27 protein-coding genes are annotated in these 25,555 nt (G+C 66.3%); 20 read left to right on the top strand and 7 right to left on the bottom strand.

The window, feature by feature from the left end; translation table 11 throughout:
• Positions 1-13 precede the first annotated feature (13 nt).
• The 4 genes from DIE16_RS05770 to DIE16_RS05755 all read right to left on the bottom strand — a co-directional run bounded on the left by DIE16_RS05770 (position 14) and on the right by DIE16_RS05755 (position 4,396).
• The gene (locus tag DIE16_RS05770; protein WP_124521921.1) at positions 14-1,465 is read right to left on the bottom strand and encodes a bifunctional 2-methylcitrate dehydratase/aconitate hydratase; all 1,452 of its coding nucleotides are present in this window, start codon (positions 1,463-1,465) and stop codon (positions 14-16) included.
• Between the two features lie 22 nt (positions 1,466-1,487).
• Positions 1,488-1,997 carry a hypothetical protein gene (locus DIE16_RS05765; RefSeq protein WP_044845313.1) on the bottom strand — a complete coding sequence of 170 codons (510 nt, stop codon included), beginning with the start codon at positions 1,995-1,997 and terminating at the stop codon, positions 1,488-1,490.
• 223 nt (positions 1,998-2,220) lie between these two features.
• On the bottom strand, positions 2,221-3,225 hold the full coding sequence (locus DIE16_RS05760; protein WP_124892010.1) for a CoA ester lyase: 1,005 nt from the start codon (positions 3,223-3,225) through the stop codon (positions 2,221-2,223).
• A gap of 184 nt (positions 3,226-3,409) precedes the next feature.
• Positions 3,410-4,396, bottom strand: a complete 987-nt coding sequence (locus DIE16_RS05755) for a malate dehydrogenase (protein ID WP_044843799.1) — start codon at positions 4,394-4,396, stop codon at positions 3,410-3,412.
• Positions 4,397-4,684: 288 nt separating this feature from the next.
• Between DIE16_RS05755 and DIE16_RS05750 the strand changes: the two genes are divergently transcribed.
• The 7 genes from DIE16_RS05750 (at position 4,685) to gltA (ending at position 10,625) form a co-directional block, all read left to right on the top strand.
• Positions 4,685-5,515, top strand: coding sequence for a GntR family transcriptional regulator (locus DIE16_RS05750; RefSeq protein ID WP_082088449.1), 831 nt, complete (start codon positions 4,685-4,687; stop codon positions 5,513-5,515).
• Between the two features lie 170 nt (positions 5,516-5,685).
• Positions 5,686-6,102: a succinate dehydrogenase, cytochrome b556 subunit gene (sdhC, locus tag DIE16_RS05745; RefSeq protein WP_012365678.1), complete on the top strand. Its 417-nt coding sequence runs from the start codon at positions 5,686-5,688 to the stop codon at positions 6,100-6,102.
• Positions 6,103-6,106: 4 nt separating this feature from the next.
• Positions 6,107-6,475, top strand: coding sequence for a succinate dehydrogenase, hydrophobic membrane anchor protein (sdhD, locus tag DIE16_RS05740; RefSeq protein ID WP_006399546.1), 369 nt, complete (start codon positions 6,107-6,109; stop codon positions 6,473-6,475).
• 3 nt (positions 6,476-6,478) lie between these two features.
• On the top strand, positions 6,479-8,254 hold the full coding sequence (sdhA, locus tag DIE16_RS05735) for a succinate dehydrogenase flavoprotein subunit (RefSeq protein WP_044843800.1): 1,776 nt from the start codon (positions 6,479-6,481) through the stop codon (positions 8,252-8,254).
• A gap of 21 nt (positions 8,255-8,275) precedes the next feature.
• Positions 8,276-8,977, top strand: coding sequence for a succinate dehydrogenase iron-sulfur subunit (locus DIE16_RS05730; RefSeq protein WP_011658352.1), 702 nt, complete (start codon positions 8,276-8,278; stop codon positions 8,975-8,977).
• An 8-nt stretch (positions 8,978-8,985) separates the two neighbouring features.
• Positions 8,986-9,258, top strand: coding sequence for a succinate dehydrogenase assembly factor 2 (locus tag DIE16_RS05725; protein ID WP_044843801.1), 273 nt, complete (start codon positions 8,986-8,988; stop codon positions 9,256-9,258).
• Between the two features lie 65 nt (positions 9,259-9,323).
• Positions 9,324-10,625, top strand: coding sequence for a citrate synthase (gene gltA / locus DIE16_RS05720; RefSeq protein WP_014899964.1), 1,302 nt, complete (start codon positions 9,324-9,326; stop codon positions 10,623-10,625).
• Positions 10,626-10,715: 90 nt separating this feature from the next.
• Here gltA and DIE16_RS05715 read toward each other — a convergent pair whose 3' ends face one another.
• Entirely contained in the window at positions 10,716-11,705 is a 990-nt protein-coding gene (locus DIE16_RS05715) for an AraC family transcriptional regulator (RefSeq protein ID WP_124892009.1), read from the bottom strand.
• 72 nt (positions 11,706-11,777) lie between these two features.
• On the opposite strand from DIE16_RS05715, the gene DIE16_RS05710 reads away from it, so the two are divergent.
• The 5 genes from DIE16_RS05710 to DIE16_RS05690 all read left to right on the top strand — a co-directional run bounded on the left by DIE16_RS05710 (position 11,778) and on the right by DIE16_RS05690 (position 16,755).
• Positions 11,778-12,167, top strand: coding sequence for a VOC family protein (locus DIE16_RS05710; protein ID WP_124892008.1), 390 nt, complete (start codon positions 11,778-11,780; stop codon positions 12,165-12,167).
• A 110-nt stretch (positions 12,168-12,277) separates the two neighbouring features.
• Complete coding sequence (locus DIE16_RS05705; RefSeq protein WP_124892007.1) at positions 12,278-13,531, top strand: DUF1479 domain-containing protein; 1,254 nt, start codon at positions 12,278-12,280, stop codon at positions 13,529-13,531.
• 229 nt (positions 13,532-13,760) lie between these two features.
• Positions 13,761-14,519 (top strand): dimethylarginine dimethylaminohydrolase family protein, encoded by a 759-nt coding sequence (locus DIE16_RS05700; protein WP_124892006.1) that lies wholly within the window; start codon positions 13,761-13,763, stop codon positions 14,517-14,519.
• Between the two features lie 101 nt (positions 14,520-14,620).
• Positions 14,621-15,085, top strand: coding sequence for an Lrp/AsnC family transcriptional regulator (locus DIE16_RS05695; RefSeq protein WP_124486396.1), 465 nt, complete (start codon positions 14,621-14,623; stop codon positions 15,083-15,085).
• A 137-nt stretch (positions 15,086-15,222) separates the two neighbouring features.
• Positions 15,223-16,755, top strand: coding sequence for an amino acid permease (locus DIE16_RS05690; protein ID WP_124892005.1), 1,533 nt, complete (start codon positions 15,223-15,225; stop codon positions 16,753-16,755).
• 120 nt (positions 16,756-16,875) lie between these two features.
• Here DIE16_RS05690 and DIE16_RS05685 read toward each other — a convergent pair whose 3' ends face one another.
• Positions 16,876-17,601: a glutathione S-transferase gene (locus DIE16_RS05685; RefSeq protein ID WP_124486394.1), complete on the bottom strand. Its 726-nt coding sequence runs from the start codon at positions 17,599-17,601 to the stop codon at positions 16,876-16,878.
• Between the two features lie 129 nt (positions 17,602-17,730).
• Positions 17,731-18,063 carry a cupin domain-containing protein gene (locus DIE16_RS05680; RefSeq protein ID WP_124892004.1) on the bottom strand — a complete coding sequence of 111 codons (333 nt, stop codon included), beginning with the start codon at positions 18,061-18,063 and terminating at the stop codon, positions 17,731-17,733.
• 409 nt (positions 18,064-18,472) lie between these two features.
• Here DIE16_RS05680 and DIE16_RS05675 point away from each other — a divergent pair, with 409 nt between their 5' ends.
• The 8 genes from DIE16_RS05675 to asd all read left to right on the top strand — a co-directional run bounded on the left by DIE16_RS05675 (position 18,473) and on the right by asd (position 25,110).
• Positions 18,473-19,294: a hypothetical protein gene (locus DIE16_RS05675; protein WP_124892003.1), complete on the top strand. Its 822-nt coding sequence runs from the start codon at positions 18,473-18,475 to the stop codon at positions 19,292-19,294.
• 32 nt (positions 19,295-19,326) lie between these two features.
• On the top strand, positions 19,327-20,085 hold the full coding sequence (locus DIE16_RS05670) for a Tat pathway signal protein (protein WP_124892048.1): 759 nt from the start codon (positions 19,327-19,329) through the stop codon (positions 20,083-20,085).
• Positions 20,086-20,247: 162 nt separating this feature from the next.
• Positions 20,248-21,657, top strand: coding sequence for a 3-isopropylmalate dehydratase large subunit (leuC, locus tag DIE16_RS05665; RefSeq protein ID WP_124892002.1), 1,410 nt, complete (start codon positions 20,248-20,250; stop codon positions 21,655-21,657).
• A gap of 3 nt (positions 21,658-21,660) precedes the next feature.
• Complete coding sequence (locus tag DIE16_RS05660; RefSeq protein WP_011658379.1) at positions 21,661-21,807, top strand: entericidin A/B family lipoprotein; 147 nt, start codon at positions 21,661-21,663, stop codon at positions 21,805-21,807.
• 65 nt (positions 21,808-21,872) lie between these two features.
• The gene (gene leuD, locus DIE16_RS05655; protein ID WP_124892001.1) at positions 21,873-22,523 is read left to right on the top strand and encodes a 3-isopropylmalate dehydratase small subunit; all 651 of its coding nucleotides are present in this window, start codon (positions 21,873-21,875) and stop codon (positions 22,521-22,523) included.
• Positions 22,524-22,598: 75 nt separating this feature from the next.
• Positions 22,599-23,666: a 3-isopropylmalate dehydrogenase gene (gene leuB, locus DIE16_RS05650; RefSeq protein ID WP_124892000.1), complete on the top strand. Its 1,068-nt coding sequence runs from the start codon at positions 22,599-22,601 to the stop codon at positions 23,664-23,666.
• A gap of 118 nt (positions 23,667-23,784) precedes the next feature.
• Complete coding sequence (locus tag DIE16_RS05645) at positions 23,785-23,904, top strand: hypothetical protein (protein ID WP_006756675.1); 120 nt, start codon at positions 23,785-23,787, stop codon at positions 23,902-23,904.
• Positions 23,905-23,988: 84 nt separating this feature from the next.
• Positions 23,989-25,110, top strand: a complete 1,122-nt coding sequence (asd, locus tag DIE16_RS05640; RefSeq protein WP_057923940.1) for an aspartate-semialdehyde dehydrogenase — start codon at positions 23,989-23,991, stop codon at positions 25,108-25,110.
• The last annotated feature ends 445 nt before the right edge of the window (positions 25,111-25,555 follow it).

Here is a 25,555-nt window from a genome sequence, read left to right as displayed (position 1 = left end):
CTGTAGATGACGGCTATATCACATACAAGTCGACGTACTCATCGACCGGCATCGCTTCGAGCTTTGCCTGGTCCAGCGACACGTCGAGAATCGCTTGTTGCTGCTTTGCCGGGAAACGGCGGGCGAGGTTGGTCCGGAACTTCTCGACCAGGAGCGGGATGCCGTCCGCACGGCGTCGCTGATGGCCGATCGGGTATTCGACCGCTACTTCGGCAAGCGTCGACCCGTCCGCGAATTCGATCGTCAGCGCATTCGCGATCGACCGCTTGGCGGGGTCATGGTAATCCTTCGTGAACTGCGGATCCTCGACGCACACGGTTTTCGCGCGCAGCGCGTCGATGCGCGGATCGGCGGCGACCGCGTCTTCGTAATCGGCCGCGGTCAGCCGGCCGAACAGCAGCGGCACGGCGACCATGTACTGGATGCAGTGGTCGCGATCGGCCGGATTGGCGAGCGGGCCCTGCTTGTCGATGATGCGGATCGCGGCCGCGTGCGTGCGGATCGTGATCCGGCTGATTTCGTCGGTCGTGCGGCCCGCCGCGGCGAGCTGCGCGTGCAGCTGCAGCGCGGCCTCGGCGGCCGTCTGCGCATGGAATTCGGCGGGAAACGCGATCTTGAACAGCACGTTTTCCATCACGTACGTTCCGTACGGGCGCTGGAAGCGGAACGGCTTGCCGTCGAACAGCACGTCGTAGAAGCCCCAGGTTTTCGCGGTGAGCGCCGACGGGTAGCCCATTTCACCCGTTTTCGCGATCAGCGCGAGGCGCACCGCGCGGGACGTCGCGTCGCCGGCCGCCCACGACTTGCGCGAACCGGTGTTCGGCGCGTGGCGGTAGGTGCGCAGCGCGTGGCCGTCGACGAATGCGTTGGATACCGCGTTGATCAGCTCGTCGCGCGTGAGCCCGAGCAGGCGGCCGACGACGGCCGTCGACGCCACTTTCACGAGCAGCACGTGGTCGAGCCCGACTGCGTTGAATGAATTCTCGAGTGCGAGGCAGCCCTGGATCTCGTGGGCCTGGATCATCGCGACGAGCACGTCGCGCATGGCGAGCGGCTTCCTGCCGGCCGCGACGGCCGTGCGGGACAGCCAGTCGGCCGTCGCCAGGATCCCGCCGAGGTTGTCGGACGGATGACCCCATTCGGCGGCGAGCCAGGTGTCGTTGAAGTCCAGCCAGCGGATCATCGCGCCGAGGTCGAAAGCAGCCTGGACGGGATCGAGCTGGAAGGACGTGCCGGGCACCTTCGCGCCGTTCGGCACGATCGTGCCCGGCACGACGGGGCCGAGCAGCTTGGTGCAGGCCGGGTAGGACAGCGCCTCGAGTCCGCATCCGAGCGTGTCGATCAGGCAATGACGCGCCGTCTCCAGCGCGAGCGCGCTGTCGATGCCGGTGTTCAGCACGTAGTCGACGATATCGACGAGTACCGTATCCGGAGCGGGGCGGACGTTGGAGACCGAGGCGGACATCGAGGAGCTCGGGAGAGCGCGCTTAGTTCGTTGCCGGCTTCAGCTCGTTCGATTGCGTCGGAGCCGGCGTGCCTTGCGCCATTTCCGGCGTCACGCATTCGTCGGCGAGACGCTCGCCGCCGTTCGCGTCGCTGAACAGCATCGCCTTGCTCGGGATCACGACCAGCTTGAAGCCTGCTGCCGGATCATAGAACGTGTCGGCGCCCGTCGTCGTGGCCTGACGCGGCAGCTTGTAGTTCTTCTTCGCCCAGTGAACCGTGACGACCTGGTCACGCTTCATGTCGCCGGCGAGGTCGAACGACAGGCCGTCCTTGCACGACCACTTGGCCGCGCCGTCCGGTACCGGATCGACCTTGGCCGCGGCACGCGCCTGTGCCTTCTTGCTGCGCGGAACGATGCGCTTGGCCGGCGCCGGGCGCTTGGCCGTCTTCTTCGCAGTCGTCGCCGTATCCTGGGCGAACGCGCTCGGAGCCGACACCAGCATCGTGGCGGACAAGGCGCCGATGGCGGTAGCGATCAGGAGTTTCTTCATGGAGTCAGAACCTTTCGATAATCAGTTGACAAGGGCCGGCAGCTGACACCGCCGGCCGGTTTGAAACTGCACGCGCCCCGGAAGCGCGCAGCGGCCGCTATTTTCACCTATTTGGCCGCGCTCATATCAGGTTTTCGGGCTCCGTTACGTTTTTTGTCGTTTCGCCAACCCGTCTCGGGTTCGCGCCCCGGTGATTCGATGAAATTCGTGTGTCGGCGCGCGCTCACCGCGCGTCTCCGGCGGCCGGGCCGAACAGCGGCGCGGCCTCGGCCGGCACCGGCTGGCCGGTCGCCCGTGCGCGGCGCAGCACCGACCAGTAATAGCGGTAGCTCGCGCGATCGTGCAGTGTATCGCCGTGGCGCGTCGGGCCCCAGTCGGCGGCCTGCGCTGCCAGCAGGATGTCGGTGGCCAGCGCGACTTCATCGGTGCGCGGCGCGAACGCGTCGACGATCGGGCGGATCTGCGCGGGATGGATGCTCCACATCCGCGTGAACGCGAACTCGTCGCGCGCGCGGCGTGCGTCGCCGGCGACGACGGCCATGTCGCGCACTTCCGTCGTCACGTTGTGCGACGGCGTCTTGCCGTGCGCATGGCAGGCGGCGGCGATTTCCAGCTTCGCGCGGCGCACGAGCGGGTGATCGAACTGGCCGGGCGAGCGCATCGCCGCATCGGGAATCGCGCCGTGATGCGCGGACACGAAGTCCATCAGCCCGAAACTCAGCGTGCCGACCAGCGGCAGCGCGGCGAGGGCGGCCGCCTGGGCGAGCGCGCCGTGCGTCTCGACCAGCACATCCACCGGAATCGGCTGCGCGAGGCCGAGCTCGCGGCGCGTGCCTTCGATGAACGCGACCATCTCGGCCGCGTCGGCGGCGCTCGCGATCTTCGGCAGCGTGACGTAGGCCGGCGCGCGCGCGGCGCGCAGCACGATGCGCACGTCGTCGCGCCAGTGGGGATGGGAAAAGTCGTGGATGCGGACGCCGACCCGCCCGAAGCGGTTCTCGGCGCCGCCGAGGAGTTCGGCGACGAGCTGCGCGTGCGCGGCTTCCTGGCCGACGGCCGCGCCGTCCTCGCAGTCGAGCGTGATGTCGAACACGGGGCCGAGTTCGGCCTGGAGCGCGAGCGACTTGCGCATCAGCTTCTCGCTGCCCGCGTAGTGATCGCAGCAGGGCAGGATCGCGGGCGGCGACGCCCCGTCGTACAGCACTTGTGCAGGAGTGAGCGCGGACATCTCTTCTACGTCAAGGAAGCGGGCAACGTGGAGAAAATCGGATTCGGGCACGTTCTGGGCCGGCGCGCGGGGCGCCTGGAGCGGCAAAACGTGCCCGGATCGGATCGGGCGGCGGGGCCGGTTGCAGCCCCGCCGCCCGTGCCGTGGCCGGGCCGCCCGCAGGCGGCCCGGCCGTGCAGCCTGCTTAGTTCTTCAGCAGGTGGGCGACGCCGTCGCGCTCTTCGAGCAGCTCGGCCAGCGTGCCGTCCATCTTCTCGCGCGAGAACGCGTCGATTTCGAGGCCTTCGACACGCTTGTACTCACCGTTTTCGCACGTGACCGGCACACCGTAGATGATGTCTTCGGGGATGCCGTACGAGCCGTCCGACGGGATGCCCATCGTGACCCACTTGCCGTTCGTGCCGAGGACCCAGTCACGCACGTGGTCGATCGCCGCGTTGGCTGCCGACGCCGCCGACGACAGGCCGCGCGCTTCGATGATCGCCGCGCCGCGCTTGCCGACGGTCGGGATGAACGTGTCGCGGTTCCACACGTCGTCGTTGATCAGCTTCAGCAGCGACTCGCCTTCGACGGTCGCGAAGCGGAAGTCGGGGTACATCGTCGGCGAGTGGTTGCCCCACACGGCGAGCTTCTCGATCGACGCGACCGGCTTGCCCGACTTGGCGGCGAGCTGCGACAGCGCGCGGTTGTGGTCGAGGCGCAGCATCGCCGTGAAGTTCTTCTTCGGCAGATCCGGTGCCGACTTCATCGCGATGTACGCGTTGGTGTTCGCCGGGTTGCCGACGACCAGCACCTTCACGTCGCGGCTCGCGACTTCGTTCAGCGCAGCGCCCTGGACCGTGAAGATCTCGGCGTTCGCCGACAGCAGGTCCTTGCGCTCCATGCCCTTCGAGCGCGGACGTGCACCGACCAGCAGCGCGACGTCTGCATCCTTGAATGCAACCTTCGGATCGTCGGTGATCACGACGCCCGCGAGCAGCGGGAACGCGCAATCGTCGAGTTCCATCACGACGCCTTTGACGGCGGCTTGGGCTTGCGGGAGGTCGAGCAGTTGCAGGATGACCGGCTGGTCCTTGCCGAGCAGGTCGCCGTTCGCGATGCGGAACAGCAGGGAGTAAGCGATTTGACCTGCGGCGCCGGTGACGGCAACGCGCTTTGCGGGCTTAGCCATTGAAAATCTCCAGGACGGGTGAAGCGGTGGACGCTAGGCAAAACGCCATTCTATGCGCGTTACGCGTAGCGTTGCATTGAAGCAGGGCGGAGGATTCGCGAAAGGCAGACGCGGTGAACCTGGAGACGGCCGTGGCACGTAGCCGGGGACGCATTTTGCACCCGCGAACCCTTGCTCGCCCCGGAGTGTAGGAGCCGATGGACCCAAAGTCAAACGGTATCATATGTCTTATATAAGACAGATGTTTTGCGGAATTTGAGTGGACGGAAAAGCGCGGTTTGTGATGAAATGCGCGCCATGACATCGAACCAGGCGAACAACGCGAATCCGACCGGCGCAGGCGGCCCAGGGCAGCCGGGCGCGGGCGATTCCGTGCCGGCGCCTGCGCCGGCCGCTTCGCCGTCGCCGACCTTCAGTCCGTTATACCAGCAGATCAAGTCATTGATCACGCAAAGTCTCGAATCCGGTGAATGGAAGCCGGGCGAGATCATCCCGAGCGAAGTGGAGCTGGCTGCCCGTTACAAGGTCAGCCAGGGCACCGTTCGCAAGGCGATCGACGAGCTGGCCGCGGAAAACCTCGTGGTCCGGCGGCAAGGCAAGGGTACTTTTGTTGCGACGCACAATGAGGATCGCGCGCAGTTCCGCTTCCTGCGGCTGCTGGCCGACGACGGCGCCGAGCATCCGCACGTGAGCCGCCTGCTCGAATGCCGGCGCCTGCGCGCGCCGGCCGAGATCGCGCGGCAGCTCGACCTGAAGCCGGCCGATCCGGTCGTGCAGGTGCGTCGCCTGCTGGAATTCGAGAACGAAGTGACGGTGCTCGACGAGATCTGGCTGCCGGGCGCGATGTTCCGCGGGCTGACGTTCGAGCGGCTGAGCGAGTACAAGGGCCCGCTCTACGCGATGTTCGAGACGGAATTCGGCACGCGGATGATCCGCGCGACGGAGAAGATCCGCGCGGTGGCGGCGGAGCCGGCGGTGGCCGACCTGCTGCACGTGCCGGCGGGTTTTCCGTTGCTGTCGGTCGAGCGCGTGTCCTATACATACGGAGACCGGCCGGTGGAAGTGCGGCGCGGCTGGTATGTCACAACCGGGTATTACTATCAGAATGACTTGAGCTGACGACGGATCGGCACAAGCAGCGTGCACGCGGGTTTCCCGTTTTCGCGTAGCACGTTTCGGGCCGCCTTTATTCCCGTTCGCGTAATGATCCAGAGCAGACTTTCGCTGCAGCGCGATATAAAAAGGCGCTAAAATCGCGGATTAGTGTGACAACATAGTAGGGGTCTAGCATGACTGACGCAGTAAGAAAGCCGAGGCCGGAATACCGGAACATCGGAATCGGCGACATCACCTTGAAATATCGCATGCCGCTGGCGGCGATATTGTCGATTCTCCACCGAGTCAGCGGCGCGCTGCTGTTTCTGTTCCTGCCGTTCCTGCTGTTCCTCTTCGACCAGAGCCTCACCTCCGAGCTCAGCTTCGAAGTCTTCAAGGCTTTCCTCTCCAACATCGTCGTCAAGCTGATCGTCCTCGCGCTGTCCTGGGCGTTCCTCCACCATTTCTGCGCCGGCATTCGCCACCTGCTGATGGACGTCAACCACGACGCCGTCTCGAAGGAAGGCGGCAAGCGGACGGCCGTCGTCGTCTTTGTCGTCTCGATCGCGCTGACGATCGCCATGGCACTCAAACTGTTCGGAGCATTCTAAGAAAATGGCAGCCAATAACCGAATCGGCTCGAAGCGCCTCGTCGTCGGCGCTCACTACGGCCTGCGCGACTGGCTCGCGCAGCGCGTCACCGCCACGATCATGGCGGTCTACACGGTCATTCTGCTCGTCCTGTTCTTCGGCGCGCATGACTTCTCGTACGAAGGCTGGGCATCGATCTTCTCCGCGCAATGGATGAAGCTCGCGACCTTCGTGACGCTGCTTTCCCTCTTCTACCACGCATGGGTCGGCGTGCGCGACATCTGGATGGACTACGTGAAGCCCGTCGGTGTGCGCCTGCTGCTGCAATCGCTGACCATCGTCTGGCTGCTCGCATGTGCGGGCTACGCCGCGCAGATTCTCTGGAGAGTGTAAAGAATGGCTGCAATCAAAACTTCCCTGCCGCGCCGCAAGTTCGACGTGGTGATCGTCGGCGCGGGCGGCTCGGGCTTGCGCGCAGCGCTGCAACTGTCGCGCGCGGGCCTGTCGGTCGGCGTGCTGTCGAAGGTGTTCCCGACCCGTTCGCACACGGTGGCCGCACAGGGCGGCATCGGCGCGTCGCTCGGCAACATGAGCGAAGACAACTGGCACTTCCACTTCTACGACACGATCAAGGGTTCCGACTGGCTCGGCGACCAGGACGCGATCGAGTTCATGTGCCGCGAAGCACCGAACGTCGTGTACGAACTGGAACACTTCGGCATGCCGTTCGACCGTAACGCGGACGGCACGATCTACCAGCGTCCGTTCGGCGGCCACACCGCGAACTATGGCGAGAAGCCGGTCCAGCGCGCATGCGCGGCCGCCGACCGTACCGGTCACGCGCTGCTGCACACGCTGTACCAGCAGAACGTCGAGGCGAAGACGCAGTTCTTCGTCGAATGGATGGCGCTCGACCTGATCCGCGACGCGGACGGCGACGTGCTCGGCGTGACGGCCCTCGAGATGGAGACGGGCGACGTCTACATCATGGAAGGCAAGACGACTCTGTTCGCGACGGGCGGCGCAGGCCGGATCTTCGCGGCATCGACCAACGCGTTCATCAACACCGGCGACGGCCTCGGCATGGCTGCCCGCTCGGGCATCGCGCTGCAGGACATGGAGTTCTGGCAGTTCCACCCGACCGGCGTGGCCGGCGCGGGCGTGCTGATCACCGAAGGCGTGCGCGGCGAAGGCGGTATCCTGCGCAACGCGAACGGCGAGCGCTTCATGGAACGCTACGCACCGACGCTGAAGGACCTGGCGCCGCGTGACTTCGTGTCGCGTTCGATGGACCAGGAAATCAAGGAAGGTCGCGGCGTCGGTCCGAACAAGGATCACGTGCTGCTCGACCTGTCGCACATCGGCGCCGAGACGATCATGAAGCGTCTGCCGTCGATCCGCGAAATCGCGCTGAAGTTCGCGAACGTCGACGCGATCAAGGAACCGATCCCGGTCGTCCCGACGATCCACTACCAGATGGGCGGCATTCCGACCAACATCCACGGTCAGGTCGTCGGCACGTCGCGCGGCCACAAGGATCCGGTCAACGGCTTCTACGCAGTGGGCGAGTGCTCGTGCGTGTCCGTGCACGGCGCGAACCGCCTCGGCACGAACTCGCTGCTGGACCTCGTGGTGTTCGGCCGTGCGGCCGGCAACCACATCGTCGAGCATGTGAAGAACCAGAAGGAACACAAGCCGCTGCCGGCCGATGCAGGCGAGTTCTCGCTGGCGCGTCTGAACAAGCTCGACAAGTCGAGCTCGGGCGAGTACACGCAGGACGTCGCGAACGACATCCGTGCGACGATGCAGAAGCACGCAGGCGTGTTCCGCACGTCGGCGCTGCTGAAGGAAGGCGTCGACCAGATGGCCGGCCTGAAGGCCCGCGTGGAAAACATCCACCTGAAGGACAAGTCGAAGGTGTTCAACACCGCGCGCGTCGAAGCGCTCGAGCTGGAGAACCTGATCGAAGTCGCCCGCGCGACGATGGTGTCGGCGGAAGCGCGCAAGGAAAGCCGCGGCGCGCACGCGCACAGCGATTACGAACACCGCGACGACGACAACTGGCTGCGCCACACGCTGTGGTACAGCGAAGGCGATCGCCTCGACTACAAGCCGGTTCAAATGAAGCCGCTGACGGTCGACTCCGTGCCGCCGAAGCCGCGCACGTTCTAAGCCGAGTCAAAGGAATCCGAAATGGCAAAACGCATTTTTGAAGTCTACCGCTACGATCCGGACAAGGACGCGGCACCGCGCATGCAGACGTACGAGCTCGAGATCCAGCATGAGCGCATGCTGCTCGACGCACTGGTCAAGCTGAAGGCCGTCGACGAGACGCTGTCGTTCCGCCGTTCGTGCCGTGAAGGCGTGTGCGGTTCGGACGCGATGAACATCAACGGCAAGAACGGTCTCGCGTGCCTGACGAACCTGAACGATCTGCCGCAGAAGATCGTGCTGCGCCCGCTGCCGGGCCTGCCCGTCGTGCGCGACCTGATCGTCGACATGACGCACTTCTTCAACCAGTATCACTCGATCAAGCCGTACCTGATCAACGACGCGCCGCCGCCGGAGAAGGAACGCCTCCAGTCGCCGGAAGAACGCGACGAGCTCGACGGCGTGTACGAGTGCATTCTGTGCGCGAGCTGCTCGACGTCGTGCCCGAGCTTCTGGTGGAACCCGGACAAGTTCGTCGGCCCGGCCGGCCTGCTGCAGGCTTACCGCTTCATCGCGGATAGCCGCGACACCGCCACCGGCGAGCGTCTCGACAACCTGGAAGACCCGTACCGTCTGTTCCGTTGCCACACGATCATGAACTGCGTCGACGTTTGCCCGAAGGGCCTGAACCCGACGAAGGCGATCGGCAAGATCAAGGAACTGATGGTTCGCCGCGCGGTTTAAAGTTTGTGATGAGCGACGATTCGCATCAATCCGACCCGCACCGTCGCGCGCGCCTCCGCTGGCGCGCGCGGCGGGGTCTGCTGGAAAACGACATCGTATTCGAGCGTTTCTTCAGCAGATACGAGCATGACCTCACCGATGCAGACGTAGGCGCGTTGTCGCGCCTGCTCGATCTGAGCGACAACGACCTGATGGACTTGCTCCTCGCGCGCAAGGAACCAGAGGGCGACCTAGACAGCCAGGATATTCACCGGCTGTTGGAGATGCTGCGCAACGTGTAACGCCAAGGTGTAACGCGCTGTGCCCGTTATCGAATCCCGTTTCTATTTTCGATTGAGGATGTGCCATGACTCCGTCTGATGTTAAAGCCACGCTATCGTTCAGCGACAACTCGCCGAGCGTCGAACTGCCGATCTACAAGGGCACGATGGGCCCGGACGTGATCGACATCCGCAAGCTGTACGGCCAGACCGGCAAGTTCACGTACGACCCGGGCTTCATGTCGACGGCAGCTTGTAATTCGGCGATCACGTACATCGACGGCGACAAGGGCGAACTGCTGTACCGCGGCTACCCGATCGACAACCTCGCGCAGAACGCCGACTTCCTCGAGTCCTGCTACCTGCTGCTGAAGGGCGAGCTGCCGAACGCGGCGCAAAAGAAGGAATTCGTCGACACCGTCACGAAGCACACGATGGTGCACGAGCAGATGCACTTCTTCTTCCGTGGCTTCCGCCGCGACGCGCACCCGATGGCGATCCTGGTCGCCGCGGTCGGCGCGCTGTCCGCGTTCTACCACGACTCGCTCGACATCAACGACCCGCGTCACCGCGAAGTGTCGGCGATCCGCATGATCGCGAAGCTGCCGACGCTCGTCGCGATGGCGTACAAGTACAGCATCGGCCAGCCGTTCGTGTATCCGAAGAACTCGCTGTCGTACAGCGCGAACTTCATGCACATGATGTTCTCGAACCCGTGCGAAGAGTACAAGGTCAACGACGTGCTCGTCCGCGCACTCGACCGCATCCTGATCCTGCACGCCGATCACGAGCAGAACGCATCGACGTCGACGGTCCGCCTGGCCGGCTCGTCGGGCGCGAACCCGTTCGCGTGTATCGCGGCCGGTATCGCGTGTCTGTGGGGCCCGGCGCACGGTGGTGCGAACGAAGCCGCGCTGAACATGCTCGAGCAGATCGGTTCGCCGGACAACATCCCCGAATTCATCAAGCAGGTGAAGGACAAGAATTCGGGCGTGAAGCTGATGGGCTTCGGTCACCGCGTGTACAAGAACTACGACCCGCGTGCGAAGCTGATGCGCGAAACGTGCTACGAAGTGCTGAACGAACTCGGCCTGCACGACGACCCGCTGTTCAAGCTCGCGATGCAGCTCGAGAAGATCGCGCTGGAAGACGAATACTTCGTGTCGCGCAAGCTGTACCCGAACGTCGACTTCTACTCGGGTATCGTCCAGCGCGCGCTGGGCATCCCGACGTCGATGTTCACGTGTATCTTCGCGATGGCACGTACGGTTGGCTGGATCGCACAGTGGAACGAAATGATCGCGGATCCGGAACAGAAGATCGGCCGTCCGCGTCAGCTGTTCATCGGCGACACGCCGCGCGAAGCGAAGCCGATCAACGCACGTTAAGTCGTGCGCGGCGCGAACGGCCGCAAGGCCGCTCGCGTCCGGCAACTGCAACGCCCCGACACCCCGGTGGGACATCCCGCCGGGGTGTTTTCATTTGCGCGGCCGACGCTGGCCCGAGCCGGCGCGGCGTTCCAGCGACGGCGGGCGTGTGTCGAGCGGCGGCGAGTCGGTGCCGGTGTCGCTGTCGGGCGCGTGGCCGTGCTGCGCGAAGAACTGCCGGTATGCGCCGGGCGTCATCCCGCGCGCGGCGAGGAACTGGCGGTTGAAGTTCGCGGCGTTCGGAATGCCGCAGCGCGCGGCGACCGTCGCGATCGGCCAGTCGGTGCCGACCAGATGGCGGCACGCATGCGCGAGCCGCAGCCGCTGCACGTAGCGGCCGACGCTTTCGCCGAGGTGCCGTACGAACAACCGCTGCAGCGTGCGTTCGGACATGTGCGCGACGGCCGCGAGCGCATCGACGCGCAGCGGCTCGTGGAACTGCCGGTCGATCGCGTCGAGCACGCGATCGAGCCGCTCTGCTTCGGGCGCGGCGGCGTTCGCGGACGGCGACGCTGCATCGGGTTGATCGTAGGCCTGCGCGGTGGCGAGCGGTTCTCCGCCGGCGTCCGCGAGATCGGCGAGCGTGTCGAGTGCGGCCGCGAGGCGAATGCGCGGCGAAGGGTCGAGCAACTGCGGCAGCCGCGCGCGCATCGCACGGGCCGTATCGGCGTCGAATGCAAGGCCGGGCGCCGCGCGCCGCAGCAGCGAGCGCAGCGGCGCGTACTCGGGGCAGCAGTCGGCCACGCGTCGTGCCCAGTCACCGTCGAACCAGACGACGAGCGCGACTTCCGGCGCCGCGCGATCGATGCGCGCATTCGACGACCACGTATGCGGCAGGTTGGGCGGCACGAGCACCAGATCGTCGTCCGCATAGCGCGCGACGTGATCGCCGATGAAGCGCTGGCCGCGGCTGTTCAGCGTCAGCGTCAGTTCGTACTCGGGATGACGGTGCCATTCGAACGGAATGCGCGCGAGCTGGCGGTGGTACACGCGGATCGAACAGCCGGGGGCGAACGTCACGTGCTCGTACTGCGGTTTCATCGAGGCCTCCGGGCGAGGGCGGGCAGCGCGCCGTGGCATGATCGTGATCGATCGTCACGACGGAGCGATGCCATGTTTTCACATGTTTGCGTGGGCGTCAGCGATACCGCGCGCGCGTACGACTTCTACGCGCCGCTGTTCGCGGAACTCGGGCTGCGGCTGAAGTTCAGCGAGCCGGACGGCTGGTCGGGCTGGATGCCGGCCGATACCGACCGGCCGCTGTTCTTCCTCGGCCGGCCGCTCGACGGCCGCGCGCCCGAACCCGGCAACGGCCATACGATCGCATTCGACGCGCCGACCCGCGCGCAGGTCGACCGCTGCCACGCGCTCGCGCTGCAGCAGGGCGGCACCTGCGAAGGGCCGCCGGGCCTGCGGCCGGACTATCACCCCGACTACTACGGCGCGTATTTCCGCGACCCGGACGGCAACAAGCTGTGCGTGGTCTGCCATCGTCCGGAGTAGCAGGCGGTTGTCAGGATTGTATCGATAGTTGGCCGGATAGTGCCGATGGCGGCGATGTGTCCGCCGTACGCTGAATGCTCATCACCACACGATTCAGCGAGGAGACGACGATGCACCTGACGATTGACGATCTGCCGGTTGCGATCCGCACGGCGAAAAGGGCGCTGCGCGCCGATCTGCCCGGTTACGCGGCCACGTTCCGCGAACTGGAGGGCGATATCGCGCGGCAGGTCGACGCGATCCGTCGCGCGCACGCGCACGGCCGCGACGTGATCCCGGTATTGCGATTCGCGGATATCGCGAACGGCACCGTCGATCCGCAGGCGATCGCCGCGATCCGCACGCACGGCGCCGCGGTGATCCGCGGCGTATTCGACGCGCAGCAGGCGCGCGACTGGAACGACGAGATCGGCGCCTATCTGGATGCGAACCGCTTCGCCGAGCGGCTGCATGCACGCGCCGAGGACCGCTACTTCGGCAATCTCGCATCGGGCAAGCCGCAGATCTACGGCGTCTACTGGTCGAAGCCGCAGGTGGCCGCGCGGCAGTCGCCGGCCCTCACGCAGGCGCGCGTGTTCCTGAACAGCCTGTGGCGTCATGCCGACGGCGCGCGCAGGCATTTCGACCCGGACCAGGTGCCGGCCTACGCCGACCGGATCCGCCGCCGGCCGCCGGGTTCGACGTCGCTCGGGCTGTCGCCGCATGTCGACGGCGGCTCCGTCGAACGCTGGCTCGGCGCGAATTTCCGGCTGGTCTATCGTCACGTGCTGGCCGGCCGCTGGCGCGCTTACGATCCGTTCGACGCGGCGTTCCGCTCCGACGTCGAGGAGATCCCGTCGCCGGCCGTGTGCTCGATGTTCCGCACGTTCCAGGGCTGGACCGCGCTGACGCCGCAGGGGCCCGGCGACGGCACCCTGCAGCTGATTCCGGTCGCGAACGCGATGGCGTATGTCGTGCTGCGCGCGCTGCAGGACGACGTCGCCGACGACGACCTGTGCGGCGCGCGTCCGGGCCGCGCGCTGTCGATCCTGCCCGAATGGCACGCGCTGCTGCTCGACGCGCTGGTGCCGATCCCGCACATGGAGGCGGGCGACGCGGTGTTCTGGCACGGCGACGTCGTGCATGCGGTCGAGGATGCGCATCGCGGCAGCGGCGACAGCAACGTGATGTACATCGCGGCCGCGCCCGGGTGCGCGAAGAACGACGCGTACCTGCAGCGCCAGCGGCTCGCATTCCTGCGCGGCGACAGCCCGCCGGATTTCCCGGCCGATCATTTCGAGGTCGACTTCGACGGACGCGGCGGCGAGGGCGATCTCACACCGCTGGGCCGTGCGCAAATGGGGTTCGCGCCCGTCGGCGCGTGACGGATGCGCCGCATGCACCGGCCGCATCCGCACCGCGCGGAACGGCCGTTTGCGCCGCGCCCGGCGGCCGTCTGCCGAATCCGCTGCATCCTGCCTGCAATTCGACGCGATCGGCTGCGGGCGTGCCCGAATTCGACGCGAATTGCGGAATTTGGCTTCCGATAATGGTCCGGACACAACGCAGCTGCCCCGTGCGCCGCACGGGGGCAGCGTGACCATGGAGGAGTCGATGCAATTCACGCAAGCGATCGTTCGCCGTCCCGCGCCGTCCTGCGGCGCGGGTCTCACCACCGCCGCGCTCGGCGCGCCCGACTACGACAAGACGCTCACGCAGTTCCACGCGTACTGCGACGCGCTGCGCGGGCTCGGCGTCGAGCTGACCGAGCTGCCGCCGCTGGACGCGTTTCCCGATTCGCACTTCGTCGAGGACGTCGCCGTCGTCACGCCCGAATTCGCGGTGATCACGCGTCCCGGCGCACCCGCGCGGCGCGGCGAGACGGTGCACATCGAAGCGGCGCTCGCCGCGCATCGCGACCTGCTGTCGATGCAGGAAGGCCGTCTCGACGGCGGCGACGTGATGCAGGTCGGCAAGCGTTTCTACATCGGCCTGACGGGCCGCACCGATGCCGAAGGCATCGCCGCATTCGAGTCGCTGGTGGCGCGCTATGGTTATTCGGTCGTCGCGGTGCCGGTCGGCGCGGGGCTGCATCTGAAATCGGTCGTCAACGCGCTCGGGGAGGACACGCTGCTCGTGACCGAGGCGCTGGCCGCGCATCCGGCGTTCGCCGACTATCGCCGCATCGCGATCTCGGCCGCCGACGAATACGCCGGCAACACGCTGCGCGTGAACGGCACGCTGATCACGCCAGCCGGCTATCCGCGCGTGCACGACGCGATTCAGTCGCTCGGGATGCCGCTGCACGTGATCGACACGAGCGAGTTCCGCAAGATGGACGGCGGCCTGACCTGCCTGTCGCTGCGGTTCTAGCCGATTGGCGCGCGGCCGCTTCGGCCGGATAATGTGGCCCCCGCGCGGAACCGGAGGAGACGCTCCGCGCACCAGCCACGACCCGACCGGAGCGAACGCGGATGACCGACAAGAAGATGCAGCTCGACAAGATCGATCTCCGGATCCTCGACATCTTGCGTACCGACGGGCGGATTTCCTACCGGAAGCTGTCCGAGCTCGTGAACCTCACGCCGCGTCCGTGCCAGGCGCGCGTGGAGCGGCTCGAGGCGCTCGGCGTGATCGAAGGCTACCGCGCGGTGATCAACGCGCCTCGCGCGACCAAGCCGATCGTCGTGATCGCGCAGATCGTGCTGGCCGATCACGGGCGTTCGCAGGCGCCGTTCGAGGACGAGATGCGGGCCAATCCGGCCGTGCTCGATTGCTGGCTCGTCAGCGGCACGTTCGATTTTCTCGTGCGGCTCGCGTGCGAGGATCTCGACGAATACCGGCGGATCGCGAACGCGTGGCTGGAAAGCCCGCGGTTCCGGATCGAGAAGATCGTGACGACGGCCGAGCTGCAGGCGATCAAGCGCAGCGTCGTCTGACGCGGCCGTGCGCGTCCGGGCCGCCGGCATCGGACGCGCGACCCGGCGGCAGGACCATTTTTTGACGCGAATAACCGGGCCGATCGATTGGTATTCCGAATCAATTCGAGCGGCCCGAATCCAACAGGGTGAACACTATGGATGCTTTGCAAGCGGCAGCGCAGACGGCCGCGCCGTCCGGAACGGCGCTCAAGCGCCGGCTGCAGAGCCGCCACATCGCGATGATCGCGATCGGCGGCTCGATCGGCACGGGGTTGTTCGTCGCGTCGGGCGCGTCGGTCGCGCAGGCGGGGCCGGGCGGGGCGATCGCCGCGTATATCGCGATCGGGCTGATGGTCTACTTCGTCGTCACCGGGCTCGGTGAGATGGCCGCGCTGATGCCGGTGTCGGGCTCGTTCGCGATCTACGGCGAGAAGTACGTCGACGAAGGCTTCGGCGTCGCGCTCGGCTGGACCTACTGGTACAGCTGGGCCGTGACGATCGCGATCGAGCTGGTCGCCGCGCAGATCGTGATGCGCTACTGGTTTCCGGCGGTGCCGGGCGTGTGGTGGGGCGCCGGGTTCCTGGTGCTGATCTTCCTGCTGAACACGCTGTCCGTGCGCGGTTTCGGGGAATCCGAATACTGGTTCTCGCTGATCAAGGTCGTCACCGTGATCGCGTTCATCGCGGCGGGCTTGCTGATCGCGGCCGGCCTGCTCGGCAACGGGCAGCCTGTCGGCTGGCGCAACTTCAGGACCGGCGACGCGCCGTTCGTCGGCGGCGTGCACGCGATGATGAGCGTCGCGCTGATCGCGGGCTTCTCGTTCCTCGGCACCGAGCTGGTCGGGATCACGGCGGGCGAGTCGGAAAACCCGCGCAAGACGATCCCGCGCGCGGTGAAGCAGATCTTCTGGCGCATCATGCTGTTCTACGTGCTCGCGATCTTCGTGATCGGCCTGCTGGTGCCGTACACCGATCCGAACCTGCTCAAGAGCGACGTGACTGATATAGGCGTCAGCCCGTTCACGCTCGTGTTCAGCCATGCGGGCTTTCCGCTCGCCGCGGGCGCGATGAACCTCGTGATCCTGACGGCCGTGCTGTCGGCCGGCAACTCGGGCACGTATGCGGCCACGCGGATGCTGTACAACCTCGCGGCGGAAGGCCGTGCGCCCGCGATGTTCGCGACGCTGTCGCCGGGCGGCGTGCCGCGCAACGCGCTGTTCGCGACGATGGCGGTGGGCGGGCTGTGCTTCCTCACGTCGTTGACCAACAACCAGAGCATCTATCTGTGGCTGCTCAATACGGTCGGCATCACCGGCTTCATCGCGTGGCTCGGCATCGCCGTTTGCCACTACCGGTTCCGCAAGGGCTTTCTGAAACAAGGCTACCGGCTCGAGCAGCTGCCGTATCGCGCGAAGTGGTTCCCGTTCGGGCCGCTGTTCGCGATCGCGATCTGCATCGTGATCTCGCTCGGGCAGGATTACCAGGCGTTCTTCGCCGCCCGCGTCGACTGGATGGAAGTGCTGTCGATCTATGTGTGGATCCCGCTGTTCGTCGCGATCTGGTGGGCGTATCGCCGCGTGCGCAAGAGCCGGCTCGTGCACTACGAGGAGATGGAGATCGGGCCGTGGCTCACGCGCTCGGTCGAGGCCGTCGATGCGGCGGTCGCGCGGCACGGGCAGCCGCACTGAGCGTGACGCGGCGCATGCGCGGCGACGGGGCCGGCTCGCGCAACGCGGCCGGCTCCGGTGAAGCAGGCGTGCTGCCGCTGCGCCTTCATGAAATTCACCCGCGCGGGAGGCGTGGCGCCGCTACTTGTCCAGCTCCGGGTAGTGCCGGAAGATCCCCATGTCGTTGAACGGGATGCGGCGCTCCGACTCGAGATAGCGCGCGACGGGCGGATGCGCCGCGACGCGGTCGTGCAGCCCGACGAGCCCCGCGACCTTGCGTTCCTCGCGCTTCATCGCCTTCGGGAACGCGTAGCGCAGGCCTTCGATCAGCTGGAAGATCGACAGATCCGCGTAACTGAGCGCGCTGCCGGCGATGTGCCCGCCTTTGTGCGGATTCTGCGCGAGCACGCGATCGAAGTAGCCGAGGAATTTCGGCAGCCGATGTTCGAGGAAATCGGCCGCGCGCTCGGCGGCTTCGGCCTTCTGGTCCTCGTAGTAAAGGCCGCTGCCGATCGGGTGATGCGTGTCGTGGATCTCGGTGACGAAATCGGCGACGGTCAACTGAAGCTGATGCACCCACAGCCGGCCGGCTTCGTCGTCGGGCGCGAGCCCCAGCCGCGCGCCGAGAAACAGCAGAATGTTCGCGGCCTGCCCGACGACCATGTCGCCGGCCTTCAGGAACGGCGGCGCGAACGGCACGCATTCGGCCTTCGTGCTGTCCATCAGCCGCATCATCGCCGACACGCCCATGCCGCGCCCCGATTCGCGCGCGACGTCGACGTAGTCGGCCTCGGCCGCTTCGAGCGCGAGCCGTACGTATTCGCCGCGGCCCTGGATTTCGGGCCAGTAATAGAGTTCGTATCGCATGCAGTGCTCCTGTCCGGTCGATGCGTCGGGCGATGCCAGCATCGTGATGGCGGGAAGGGCGGCCGCGCGCCGCCCGTTGCGAATAGACAGTCTAGGAGATCGTGCGGGAAGTGCGGTGCTTGCCGCGCATCACGCACCGCGCTCGTCGCGCTCGCCGCCTTCCGGGCCGTAGAAGAACACCCAGGTCGAGAAGTCGTCGGAGAAGCCGACGAAGCGGTGCGACGCGATTGCGGGGACGAACAGCACGTCGCCCGTCGCGACGCCGCATTCGCGCCCGTCCACGATGAACCGCGACGTGCCGGCGGCGATCACGTAGACCTCGTCGCGCGTGTGCGGCGTCTGCAGATCCTCGCCGCGCGGCCGGTACAGCTCGATGTCGAGCGTGCCGTGTCGAAACAGCGTGGTGAACAGCGTGCCTTCATCGTCGAGGCGGGCGAGCGATTCGTTGATGCCGAGCTTCATCGTCGTGGGCTCCGGGTTACGGATCGTGGGAACGAGGGCATGCGGGTTGCACCATCGTAGCGCGAAATCCGCAGCTCGGCGGGCGGTGCGCGACCCTGCCTGCGAATCGCGTCGCGCGCCATCGATGAAACGGCGGCACCACGATCTCACCACCGATGAAACGAATCGGTCCGCCGGCGAAACGGCGCGGCGATCGTCGGCATGCGTGCGACAGCTTCACCGCAATTTAATAAACGCGCACTACGATCGCGCATCGTCAATCGACGGAGCGTCGTGCTGCGTTTCACGCTTCGATGCTGCCGCCCGTCGCGGATCTCCGCGATTCGCCAGATTGCCATTTCCCCTGACCCCGCGAATTGCACCGCCGCGCGATGCCGCCGCATGCGATTCGCATTGTTTCGTATTTCTTATGAATTCGAATGCATCGACTGCTTCACGCAGAAAATTCCTTGCCGCCGCACCCGGCATCGCGGCGGCGCCGCTGTTGAGCGCATGCGGTGGCGACGACGTCGCATCGGCGCCGCTCACCGATGCGGCGCTGGCCGCGCAGATGTCCGCGAAGCTGAACGGCCAGCTCGGCGATGCGGCGACGGTCGACGCGATCCTGCCCGCGCTGACCGATGTCGGCTTCACCTGGGACCTGCCGACGGTGCCGGCCGCGCAGATCGGCGCGATCGTCGCGTACAGCTTCGGCAATCGCCCGAACGCCGCGAGCGGCAACACGTCGAGCACGGGCGGCAACCAGTCCGCGTTGCCCGATCCGGGGCCCGTCAATGAAGCGCTCGCGGACGCCGTGTACCGCATCCGCCAGCTGAAGCCGGTCAAGGTCTACGCGCAGTGGGAAATCGCGCGCTTTCTCGTGTCGAAATACGGGATGGGCGCCGACGTGCTGTCGTCGGTCGAGCCGGTGATCGCGAGCGACGGCACGATCGTGTACCTGAGCACGGCCGGCGTCGCGGCCGAGGCGGTTACGCGCGCGGGCGGCGCGGCTGCGATGGGCACCGTCGCGGTGGTCGGCCATCGCGACCATGCGAAGCGCTGCATCCAGACCTCGCAGCAGGCCGGCATGAAGGCGGCCGCCGTCGCCGAGGTGCCGCTCCCGACCGTGTACGACCCGCAATCGGGCCAGCCGTGGACGCGCAACCGCAGCCTCTACCTCGTGCACGACATGTATGCGCAGATGCTGACCCGCGCGATCGCCGCGACGATGCAGGCGTTTCCGAAGGGCTGACGTCTGCCGTTCTCCACTCGAATCTCATGACCATGACGACCCGCCGCCATTTCCTCGCTTCCTCTTCGCTGCTCGCTGCATCGTGCGCCGCCGTCGCGCCCGCGCGCGCGAGCGGTGCTCCCGTGTCCGATGCGGAACTCCAGCGCCAGATGCTCGGCAAGCTGACCGACGAACTGAACGATCGCGCGACCGCGGCCGACGAGACCGGCTACCTGCTCGACACGTTGTTCTCATGGACGCCGCCGGGCGTCGATGCGGCCGCCATCAACACGATCGCCGCGTTCGGCTTCGGCAGTCGCGCGGGCGCGTCCGGTGCCGCGCCCGTCCCGGGCCCGGTGAACGAGGCGATCGCCGATGCGGTGTTCCAGCTTCGGCAAAAGGCCGCGGCGCCGATTTACGCGCAGCAGGAAGTCGCGAGCGTGCTCGCGTCGAAGTACGGACTGACGGCCGGCGTGACGTCGATCGCGACGCGGGCACCGGCCGCCGGCAGCCCGATCCCGACCCCCGACGGCGTCGTCGCCGCGATCGTCCGACAGGCCGGCTCGGCCGCGGCGCTCGGCAAGGTCGGCATCGTCACGCATCGGGATCAGGCGTCGCTCGCCGTGCGCGTGTCGAGCGCTGCGGGAATGCAGGCCGCGGTACCGGCCGGGCTGACGCTGCCGGTGTTCTACGACAGCGCCGCGCAATTGCCTGCATTGCGGCGTCGCGATCTCTACCTGCTGAGCAACGCGGGCGTGCAGCTCGGCATGCTGCGGCTCGCGCTGATCAACCGCGAATACCCGAACGGCTGACGTTCCCCGTTTGGCTGGTAATGCCGATACAGGTATTGACACTACCAGCCAAACCACTGTTTTTAATGGGTTTTTTCGCACCGCGCCCGCGCCGCGGCGCGTTCTGCGTGGCATAATCGACCGCATCCGCAAGGCTTGTAGTCACAACGACCCCGCATACCCATGGCACAGACTCTCTACGACAAACTGTGGAATACCCACGTCGTCCACACCGAGGACGACGGCACGGCATTGCTCTACATCGACCGTCAGCTGCTGCACGAAGTCACGAGCCCGCAGGCGTTCGAAGGGCTGAACGTCGCGCACCGCCCGGTGTGGCGCATCAGCGCGAACCTGGCCGTGTCGGACCACAACGTCCCGACCACGGATCGAAGCCACGGCATCGCCGATCCGGTCTCGAAGCTGCAGGTCGACACGCTCGACGCGAACTGCGATGCGTTCGGCATCACGCAGTTCAAGATGAACGACGTGCGTCAGGGCATCGTGCACATCATCGGGCCGGAGCAGGGCGCGACACTGCCGGGCATGACGATCGTCTGCGGCGACTCGCACACGTCGACGCACGGCGCGTTCGGCGCGCTCGCGCACGGCATCGGCACGTCGGAAGTCGAGCACGTGCTCGCGACGCAAACCTTGCTGCAGAAAAAGAGCAAGAACATGCTCGTGAAGGTCGAGGGCACGCTGCCGCGCGGCTGTACCGCGAAGGACATCGTGCTCGCGATCATCGGCAAGATCGGCACGGCCGGCGGCACGGGCTACGCGATCGAATTCGGCGGCTCGACGATCCGCGCGCTGACGATGGAAGGCCGGATGACCGTCTGCAACATGGCGATCGAAGCCGGCGCGCGCGCGGGCATGGTCGCCGTCGACGACACGACGATCGACTACCTGAAGGGTCGTCCGTTCGTGCCGACCGGCGCGCAATGGAACCAGGCCGTCGAGTACTGGCGCGAATTCAAGTCCGACGAAGGCGCGCAGTTCGACCGCGTCGTCGAGCTGAACGCGGCCGAGATCGTCCCGCAGGTCACGTGGGGCACGTCGCCGGAAATGGTCACGTCGATCGACGGTCGCGTGCCGGACCCCGAGCGCGAGAAGGATCCGGTCAAGCGCGACGCGATGGAGCGCGCGCTGGCCTACATGGCGCTCGAGCCGAACACGCCGATCGAGTCGATCAAGGTCGACAAGATCTTCATCGGTTCGTGCACGAACGCGCGCATCGAAGATATCCGCGCGGCCGCCTACGTCGTGAAGAAGCTGAACCGCCGCATTGCGTCGAACGTGCGGCTCGCGATGGTCGTGCCGGGCTCGGGCCTCGTGAAGGCGCAGGCCGAGCGCGAAGGCCTCGACAAGGTGTTCACCGACGCGGGCTTCGAATGGCGCGAGCCGGGCTGCTCGATGTGCCTCGCGATGAACGCCGACCGGCTCGAGCCGGGCGAGCGCTGCGCGTCGACGTCGAACCGCAACTTCGAAGGCCGGCAAGGCGCGGGCGGTCGCACGCACCTCGTGAGCCCCGCGATGGCGGCGGCGGCGGCGATCGAAGGCCATTTCGTCGACATTCGCCAGCTGGGGTAACGCGTGACGGCATCGAAGCTCATCGCGCGGCTGGTGGCCGCGCTGGCGCTCGCGGGGCTGGGCTTCGGCCTCGCGGGCTGCAATACCGTCCGAGGCTTCGGCCAGGACGTCAACGCCGCCGGCAATGCGCTGCAGCGCGCCGCGGACTGACGCCCACCGAGAATTTGTCGATGTGCGCCGGCTGACTGCCGGCCCTCCAACCGGATAGACGGATCATGGAAAAATTCACTGTACATACCGGCGTCGTGGCGCCGCTCGATCGCGAGAACGTCGACACCGACGCGATCATCCCGAAGCAGTTCCTGAAGTCGATCAAGCGCACGGGCTTCGGTCCGAACGCGTTCGACGAATGGCGTTACCTCGACCACGGCGAGCCGGGCCAGGACAACTCGAAGCGCCCGCTGAACCCGGACTTCGTGCTGAATCAGCCGCGCTACCAGGGCGCATCGGTGCTGCTGGCACGCAAGAACTTCGGCTGCGGCAGCTCGCGCGAGCACGCGCCGTGGGCGCTGCAGCAGTACGGCTTCCGCGCGATCATCGCGCCGAGCTTCGCCGACATCTTCTTCAACAACTGCTACAAGAACGGGCTGTTGCCGATCGTGCTGACCGAGCAGCAGGTCGATCACCTGTTCAACGACACGTATGCGTTCAACGGCTATCAGCTGACGATCGACCTCGATGCGCAGGTCGTGCGCACGGGCGACGGCCGCGAGTATACGTTCGACATCACCGCGTTCCGCAAGTACTGCCTGCTGAACGGTTTCGACGACATCGGCCTGACGCTGCGTCACGCGGACAAGATCCGCCAGTTCGAAGCCGAGCGGCTCGCGAAGCAGCCGTGGCTCAACAACAAGCTGGTCGGCTGAGATTGCCTCCGGGCGGGCGCGCATGACGCGCGCTCGCCGACCTGCCACCCATACCTATCCAGTCAGGAATAACGCATGAAGATTGCAGTGCTGCCCGGCGACGGCATCGGTCCGGAAATCGTCAACGAAGCGGTCAAGGTGCTGAACGCCCTCGACGAGAAGTTCGAGCTCGAGCAGGCGCCGGTTGGCGGCGCGGGCTACGAGGCGAGCGGTCATCCGTTGCCGGACGCGACGCTGAAACTCGCGAAGGAAGCCGACGCGATCCTGTTCGGCTCGGTCGGCGACTGGAAGTACGACTCGCTCGAGCGCGCGCTGCGCCCCGAGCAGGCGATCCTCGGGCTGCGCAAGCATCTCGAGCTGTTCGCGAACTTCCGTCCGGCGATCTGCTATCCGCAGCTCGTCGATGCGTCGCCGCTGAAGCCGGAACTGGTCGCGGGCCTCGACATCCTGATCGTGCGCGAACTGAACGGCGACATCTACTTCGGCCAGCCGCGCGGCGTGCGCGCGGCACCGGACGGCCCGTTCGCCGGCGCGCGCGAAGGCTTCGACACGATGCGCTACTCGGAACCGGAAGTGCGCCGCATCGCACACGTCGCGTTCCAGGCCGCGCAAAAGCGCGCGAAGAAGCTGCTGTCGGTCGACAAGTCGAACGTGCTGGAGACGTCGCAGTTCTGGCGCGACGTCATGATCGACGTGTCGAAGGAATACGCGGACGTCGAACTGTCGCACATGTACGTCGACAACGCGGCGATGCAGCTCGCGAAGGCGCCGAAGCAGTTCGACGTGATCGTGACCGGCAACATGTTCGGCGACATCCTGTCGGATGAAGCGTCGATGCTGACGGGCTCGATCGGCATGCTGCCGTCGGCGTCGCTCGACAAGAACAACAAGGGTCTGTACGAGCCGTCGCACGGTTCGGCGCCGGACATCGCGGGCAAGGGCATCGCGAATCCGCTGGCGACGATCCTGTCGGCCGCGATGCTGCTGCGCTATTCGCTGAATCGCGCGGAGCAGGCCGACCGCATCGAGCGCGCCGTGAAAACGGTGCTCGAACAAGGCTACCGCACCGGCGACATCGCGACGCCGGGCTGCCATCAGGTCGGCACGGCGGCGATGGGCGACGCGGTGGTCGCCGCGCTGTAAGCGCGCGGCAAGGCAACAGGCAGTCAAGATAGAAAAGGGCGCGAACGGGCCGCGAAATCGGCCGGTTCGCGCGCGGTTGGCCGTTGTGCGGGCAACCGGCTTTGTGTAGACTCGAACGATGGCGCTGATTTCCCTGATCTCCCCGGTCCTGAAACTCCACGGCAACACTGCCCGTGCGGGTGCGCGCGCCATCGTCATCACGAAAACCATTACCACGAAAACGATCATTAAACGCTGATCGCCGTCGTGCCCGCCTGTTTCCCCGCGCGGTCACGCGGGGACGGAAATGGCGGGGAAGCTCCATTCAAGCAAAGGGTTAGTCATGAACGTAGGTCTCGTAGGTTGGCGCGGCATGGTCGGCAGCGTGCTGATGCAGCGCATGCAGGAAGAAGGTGATTTCGACCTGATCGAACCGGTGTTTTTCAGCACCAGCAACACGGGCGGCAAGGCGCCGTCGTTCGCGAAAAACGAGACTACGCTCAAGGACGCGACCAACGTCGACGAGCTGAAGAAGTGCGACGTGATCATCACGTGCCAGGGCGGCGACTACACGAACGACGTGTTCCCGAAGCTGCGCGCGGCCGGCTGGAACGGCTACTGGATCGATGCGGCCTCGTCGCTGCGGATGAACGACGACGCGGTCATCATCCTTGATCCGGTCAACCTCGACGTGATCAAGGACGCGCTCGTCAAGGGCACGAAGAACTTCGTCGGCGGCAACTGTACGGTCAGCCTGATGCTGATGGCGCTCGGCGGCCTGTTCCGCGAGAACCTCGTCGACTGGATGACGGCGATGACCTACCAGGCCGCATCGGGCGCGGGCGCGCAGAACATGCGTGAACTGCTGTCGCAGATGGGCACGCTGCACGGTTCGGTGCAGGAGCAACTCGCCGATCCGGCTTCCGCGATTCTCGACATCGACCGCCGCGTGCTCGCGACGATGAACAGCGACGCGATGCCGACGAGCCACTTCGGCGTGCCGCTCGCCGGCTCGCTGATCCCGTGGATCGACAAGGATCTCGGCAACGGGATGTCGAAGGAAGAGTGGAAGGGCGGCGCGGAAACCAACAAGATCCTCGGCAAGCCGGCCATGGGCGAGCCGGGCTCGATCCCGGTCGACGGCCTGTGCGTGCGGATCGGCGCGATGCGCTGCCACTCGCAGGCGCTGACGATCAAGCTGAAGAAGGACGTCCCGCTCGACGAAATCAACGGCATCCTCGCGTCGGCGAACGACTGGGTGAAGGTCGTGCCGAACGAGCGCGAAGCGTCGATGCGCGACCTGTCGCCGGCGAAGATCACCGGCACGCTGACGGTGCCGGTCGGTCGCCTGCGCAAGCTCGCGATGGGTGGCGAATACCTGTCGGCGTTCACGGTCGGCGACCAGCTGCTGTGGGGCGCGGCCGAGCCGCTGCGCCGCATGCTGCGCATCCTGCTCGACAAGTAAGCCGGGCCGCGCCGCGCGCAGTGCGCGCGTGACGCGAAACGCCTGCCAGCCCTTCGCGGGGCGGCAGGCGTTTTTTTTGTCCGGCGTCAGGTCTTGTGCGGACCGCCGATTGCGCGGAAGTCCCGAACCGCTCGCGCGGCCGGGGCTTTTCCTGCATCGCCATCCTTTGGCACGAGGAATCGATGCGACGCGAAGTACAAGGAGGGGCCGAATTCGTTCCGGAACCCGATGCCGTCGTCCGGTTTTTCATCGATTGATGATCCTCTTTTGACAAAACCGGCGCGTGCGATTCTGTGCCCGGATCGGCGATGCCTTCGCGCGATTCGCGCACCGACGGCCCGACGCGGTCGGCCGTAAGGTCGCGGCGCAGGCGCGGACGGCCGCATCCGCAGGCGACGAATTCGGCCGGAACGCGATCGTGTGAAGTAAACTATGCGGTTACGAC

The organism is Burkholderia sp. Bp9090, assembly GCF_003857985.1.
Lineage (GTDB): Bacteria > Pseudomonadota > Gammaproteobacteria > Burkholderiales > Burkholderiaceae > Burkholderia.
Note: the sequence above shows the minus strand (reverse complement) of the source record. Positions and strands in the feature narration are given on the sequence as shown.

Bases quoted from the DNA above. Each gene is read 5' to 3' on its own strand.
- DIE16_RS05670 (WP_124892048.1), top strand. From the start codon at position 19,327: ATGACGACCCGCCGCCATTTCCTCGCTTCCTCTTCGCTGCTCGCTGCA.
- leuD (WP_124892001.1), top strand. From the start codon at position 21,873: ATGGAAAAATTCACTGTACATACCGGCGTCGTGGCGCCGCTCGATCGC.
- DIE16_RS05690 (WP_124892005.1), top strand. From the start codon at position 15,223: ATGGATGCTTTGCAAGCGGCAGCGCAGACGGCCGCGCCGTCCGGAACG.
- DIE16_RS05770 (WP_124521921.1), bottom strand. From the start codon at position 1,465: ATGTCCGCCTCGGTCTCCAACGTCCGCCCCGCTCCGGATACGGTACTC.
- DIE16_RS05710 (WP_124892008.1), top strand. From the start codon at position 11,778: ATGTTTTCACATGTTTGCGTGGGCGTCAGCGATACCGCGCGCGCGTAC.
- DIE16_RS05730 (WP_011658352.1), top strand. From the start codon at position 8,276: ATGGCAAAACGCATTTTTGAAGTCTACCGCTACGATCCGGACAAGGAC.
- DIE16_RS05645 (WP_006756675.1), top strand. From the start codon at position 23,785: ATGGCGCTGATTTCCCTGATCTCCCCGGTCCTGAAACTCCACGGCAAC.
- leuB (WP_124892000.1), top strand. From the start codon at position 22,599: ATGAAGATTGCAGTGCTGCCCGGCGACGGCATCGGTCCGGAAATCGTC.
- DIE16_RS05675 (WP_124892003.1), top strand. From the start codon at position 18,473: ATGAATTCGAATGCATCGACTGCTTCACGCAGAAAATTCCTTGCCGCC.
- DIE16_RS05755 (WP_044843799.1), bottom strand. From the start codon at position 4,396: ATGGCTAAGCCCGCAAAGCGCGTTGCCGTCACCGGCGCCGCAGGTCAA.
- asd (WP_057923940.1), top strand. From the start codon at position 23,989: ATGAACGTAGGTCTCGTAGGTTGGCGCGGCATGGTCGGCAGCGTGCTG.
- sdhC (WP_012365678.1), top strand. From the start codon at position 5,686: ATGACTGACGCAGTAAGAAAGCCGAGGCCGGAATACCGGAACATCGGA.
- DIE16_RS05760 (WP_124892010.1), bottom strand. From the start codon at position 3,225: ATGTCCGCGCTCACTCCTGCACAAGTGCTGTACGACGGGGCGTCGCCG.
- sdhA (WP_044843800.1), top strand. From the start codon at position 6,479: ATGGCTGCAATCAAAACTTCCCTGCCGCGCCGCAAGTTCGACGTGGTG.
- DIE16_RS05680 (WP_124892004.1), bottom strand. From the start codon at position 18,063: ATGAAGCTCGGCATCAACGAATCGCTCGCCCGCCTCGACGATGAAGGC.
- DIE16_RS05715 (WP_124892009.1), bottom strand. From the start codon at position 11,705: ATGAAACCGCAGTACGAGCACGTGACGTTCGCCCCCGGCTGTTCGATC.
- DIE16_RS05685 (WP_124486394.1), bottom strand. From the start codon at position 17,601: ATGCGATACGAACTCTATTACTGGCCCGAAATCCAGGGCCGCGGCGAA.
- DIE16_RS05765 (WP_044845313.1), bottom strand. From the start codon at position 1,997: ATGAAGAAACTCCTGATCGCTACCGCCATCGGCGCCTTGTCCGCCACG.
- leuC (WP_124892002.1), top strand. From the start codon at position 20,248: ATGGCACAGACTCTCTACGACAAACTGTGGAATACCCACGTCGTCCAC.
- DIE16_RS05750 (WP_082088449.1), top strand. From the start codon at position 4,685: ATGCGCGCCATGACATCGAACCAGGCGAACAACGCGAATCCGACCGGC.
- DIE16_RS05700 (WP_124892006.1), top strand. From the start codon at position 13,761: ATGCAATTCACGCAAGCGATCGTTCGCCGTCCCGCGCCGTCCTGCGGC.
- gltA (WP_014899964.1), top strand. From the start codon at position 9,324: ATGACTCCGTCTGATGTTAAAGCCACGCTATCGTTCAGCGACAACTCG.
- DIE16_RS05705 (WP_124892007.1), top strand. From the start codon at position 12,278: ATGCACCTGACGATTGACGATCTGCCGGTTGCGATCCGCACGGCGAAA.
- DIE16_RS05725 (WP_044843801.1), top strand. From the start codon at position 8,986: ATGAGCGACGATTCGCATCAATCCGACCCGCACCGTCGCGCGCGCCTC.
- DIE16_RS05695 (WP_124486396.1), top strand. From the start codon at position 14,621: ATGACCGACAAGAAGATGCAGCTCGACAAGATCGATCTCCGGATCCTC.
- sdhD (WP_006399546.1), top strand. From the start codon at position 6,107: ATGGCAGCCAATAACCGAATCGGCTCGAAGCGCCTCGTCGTCGGCGCT.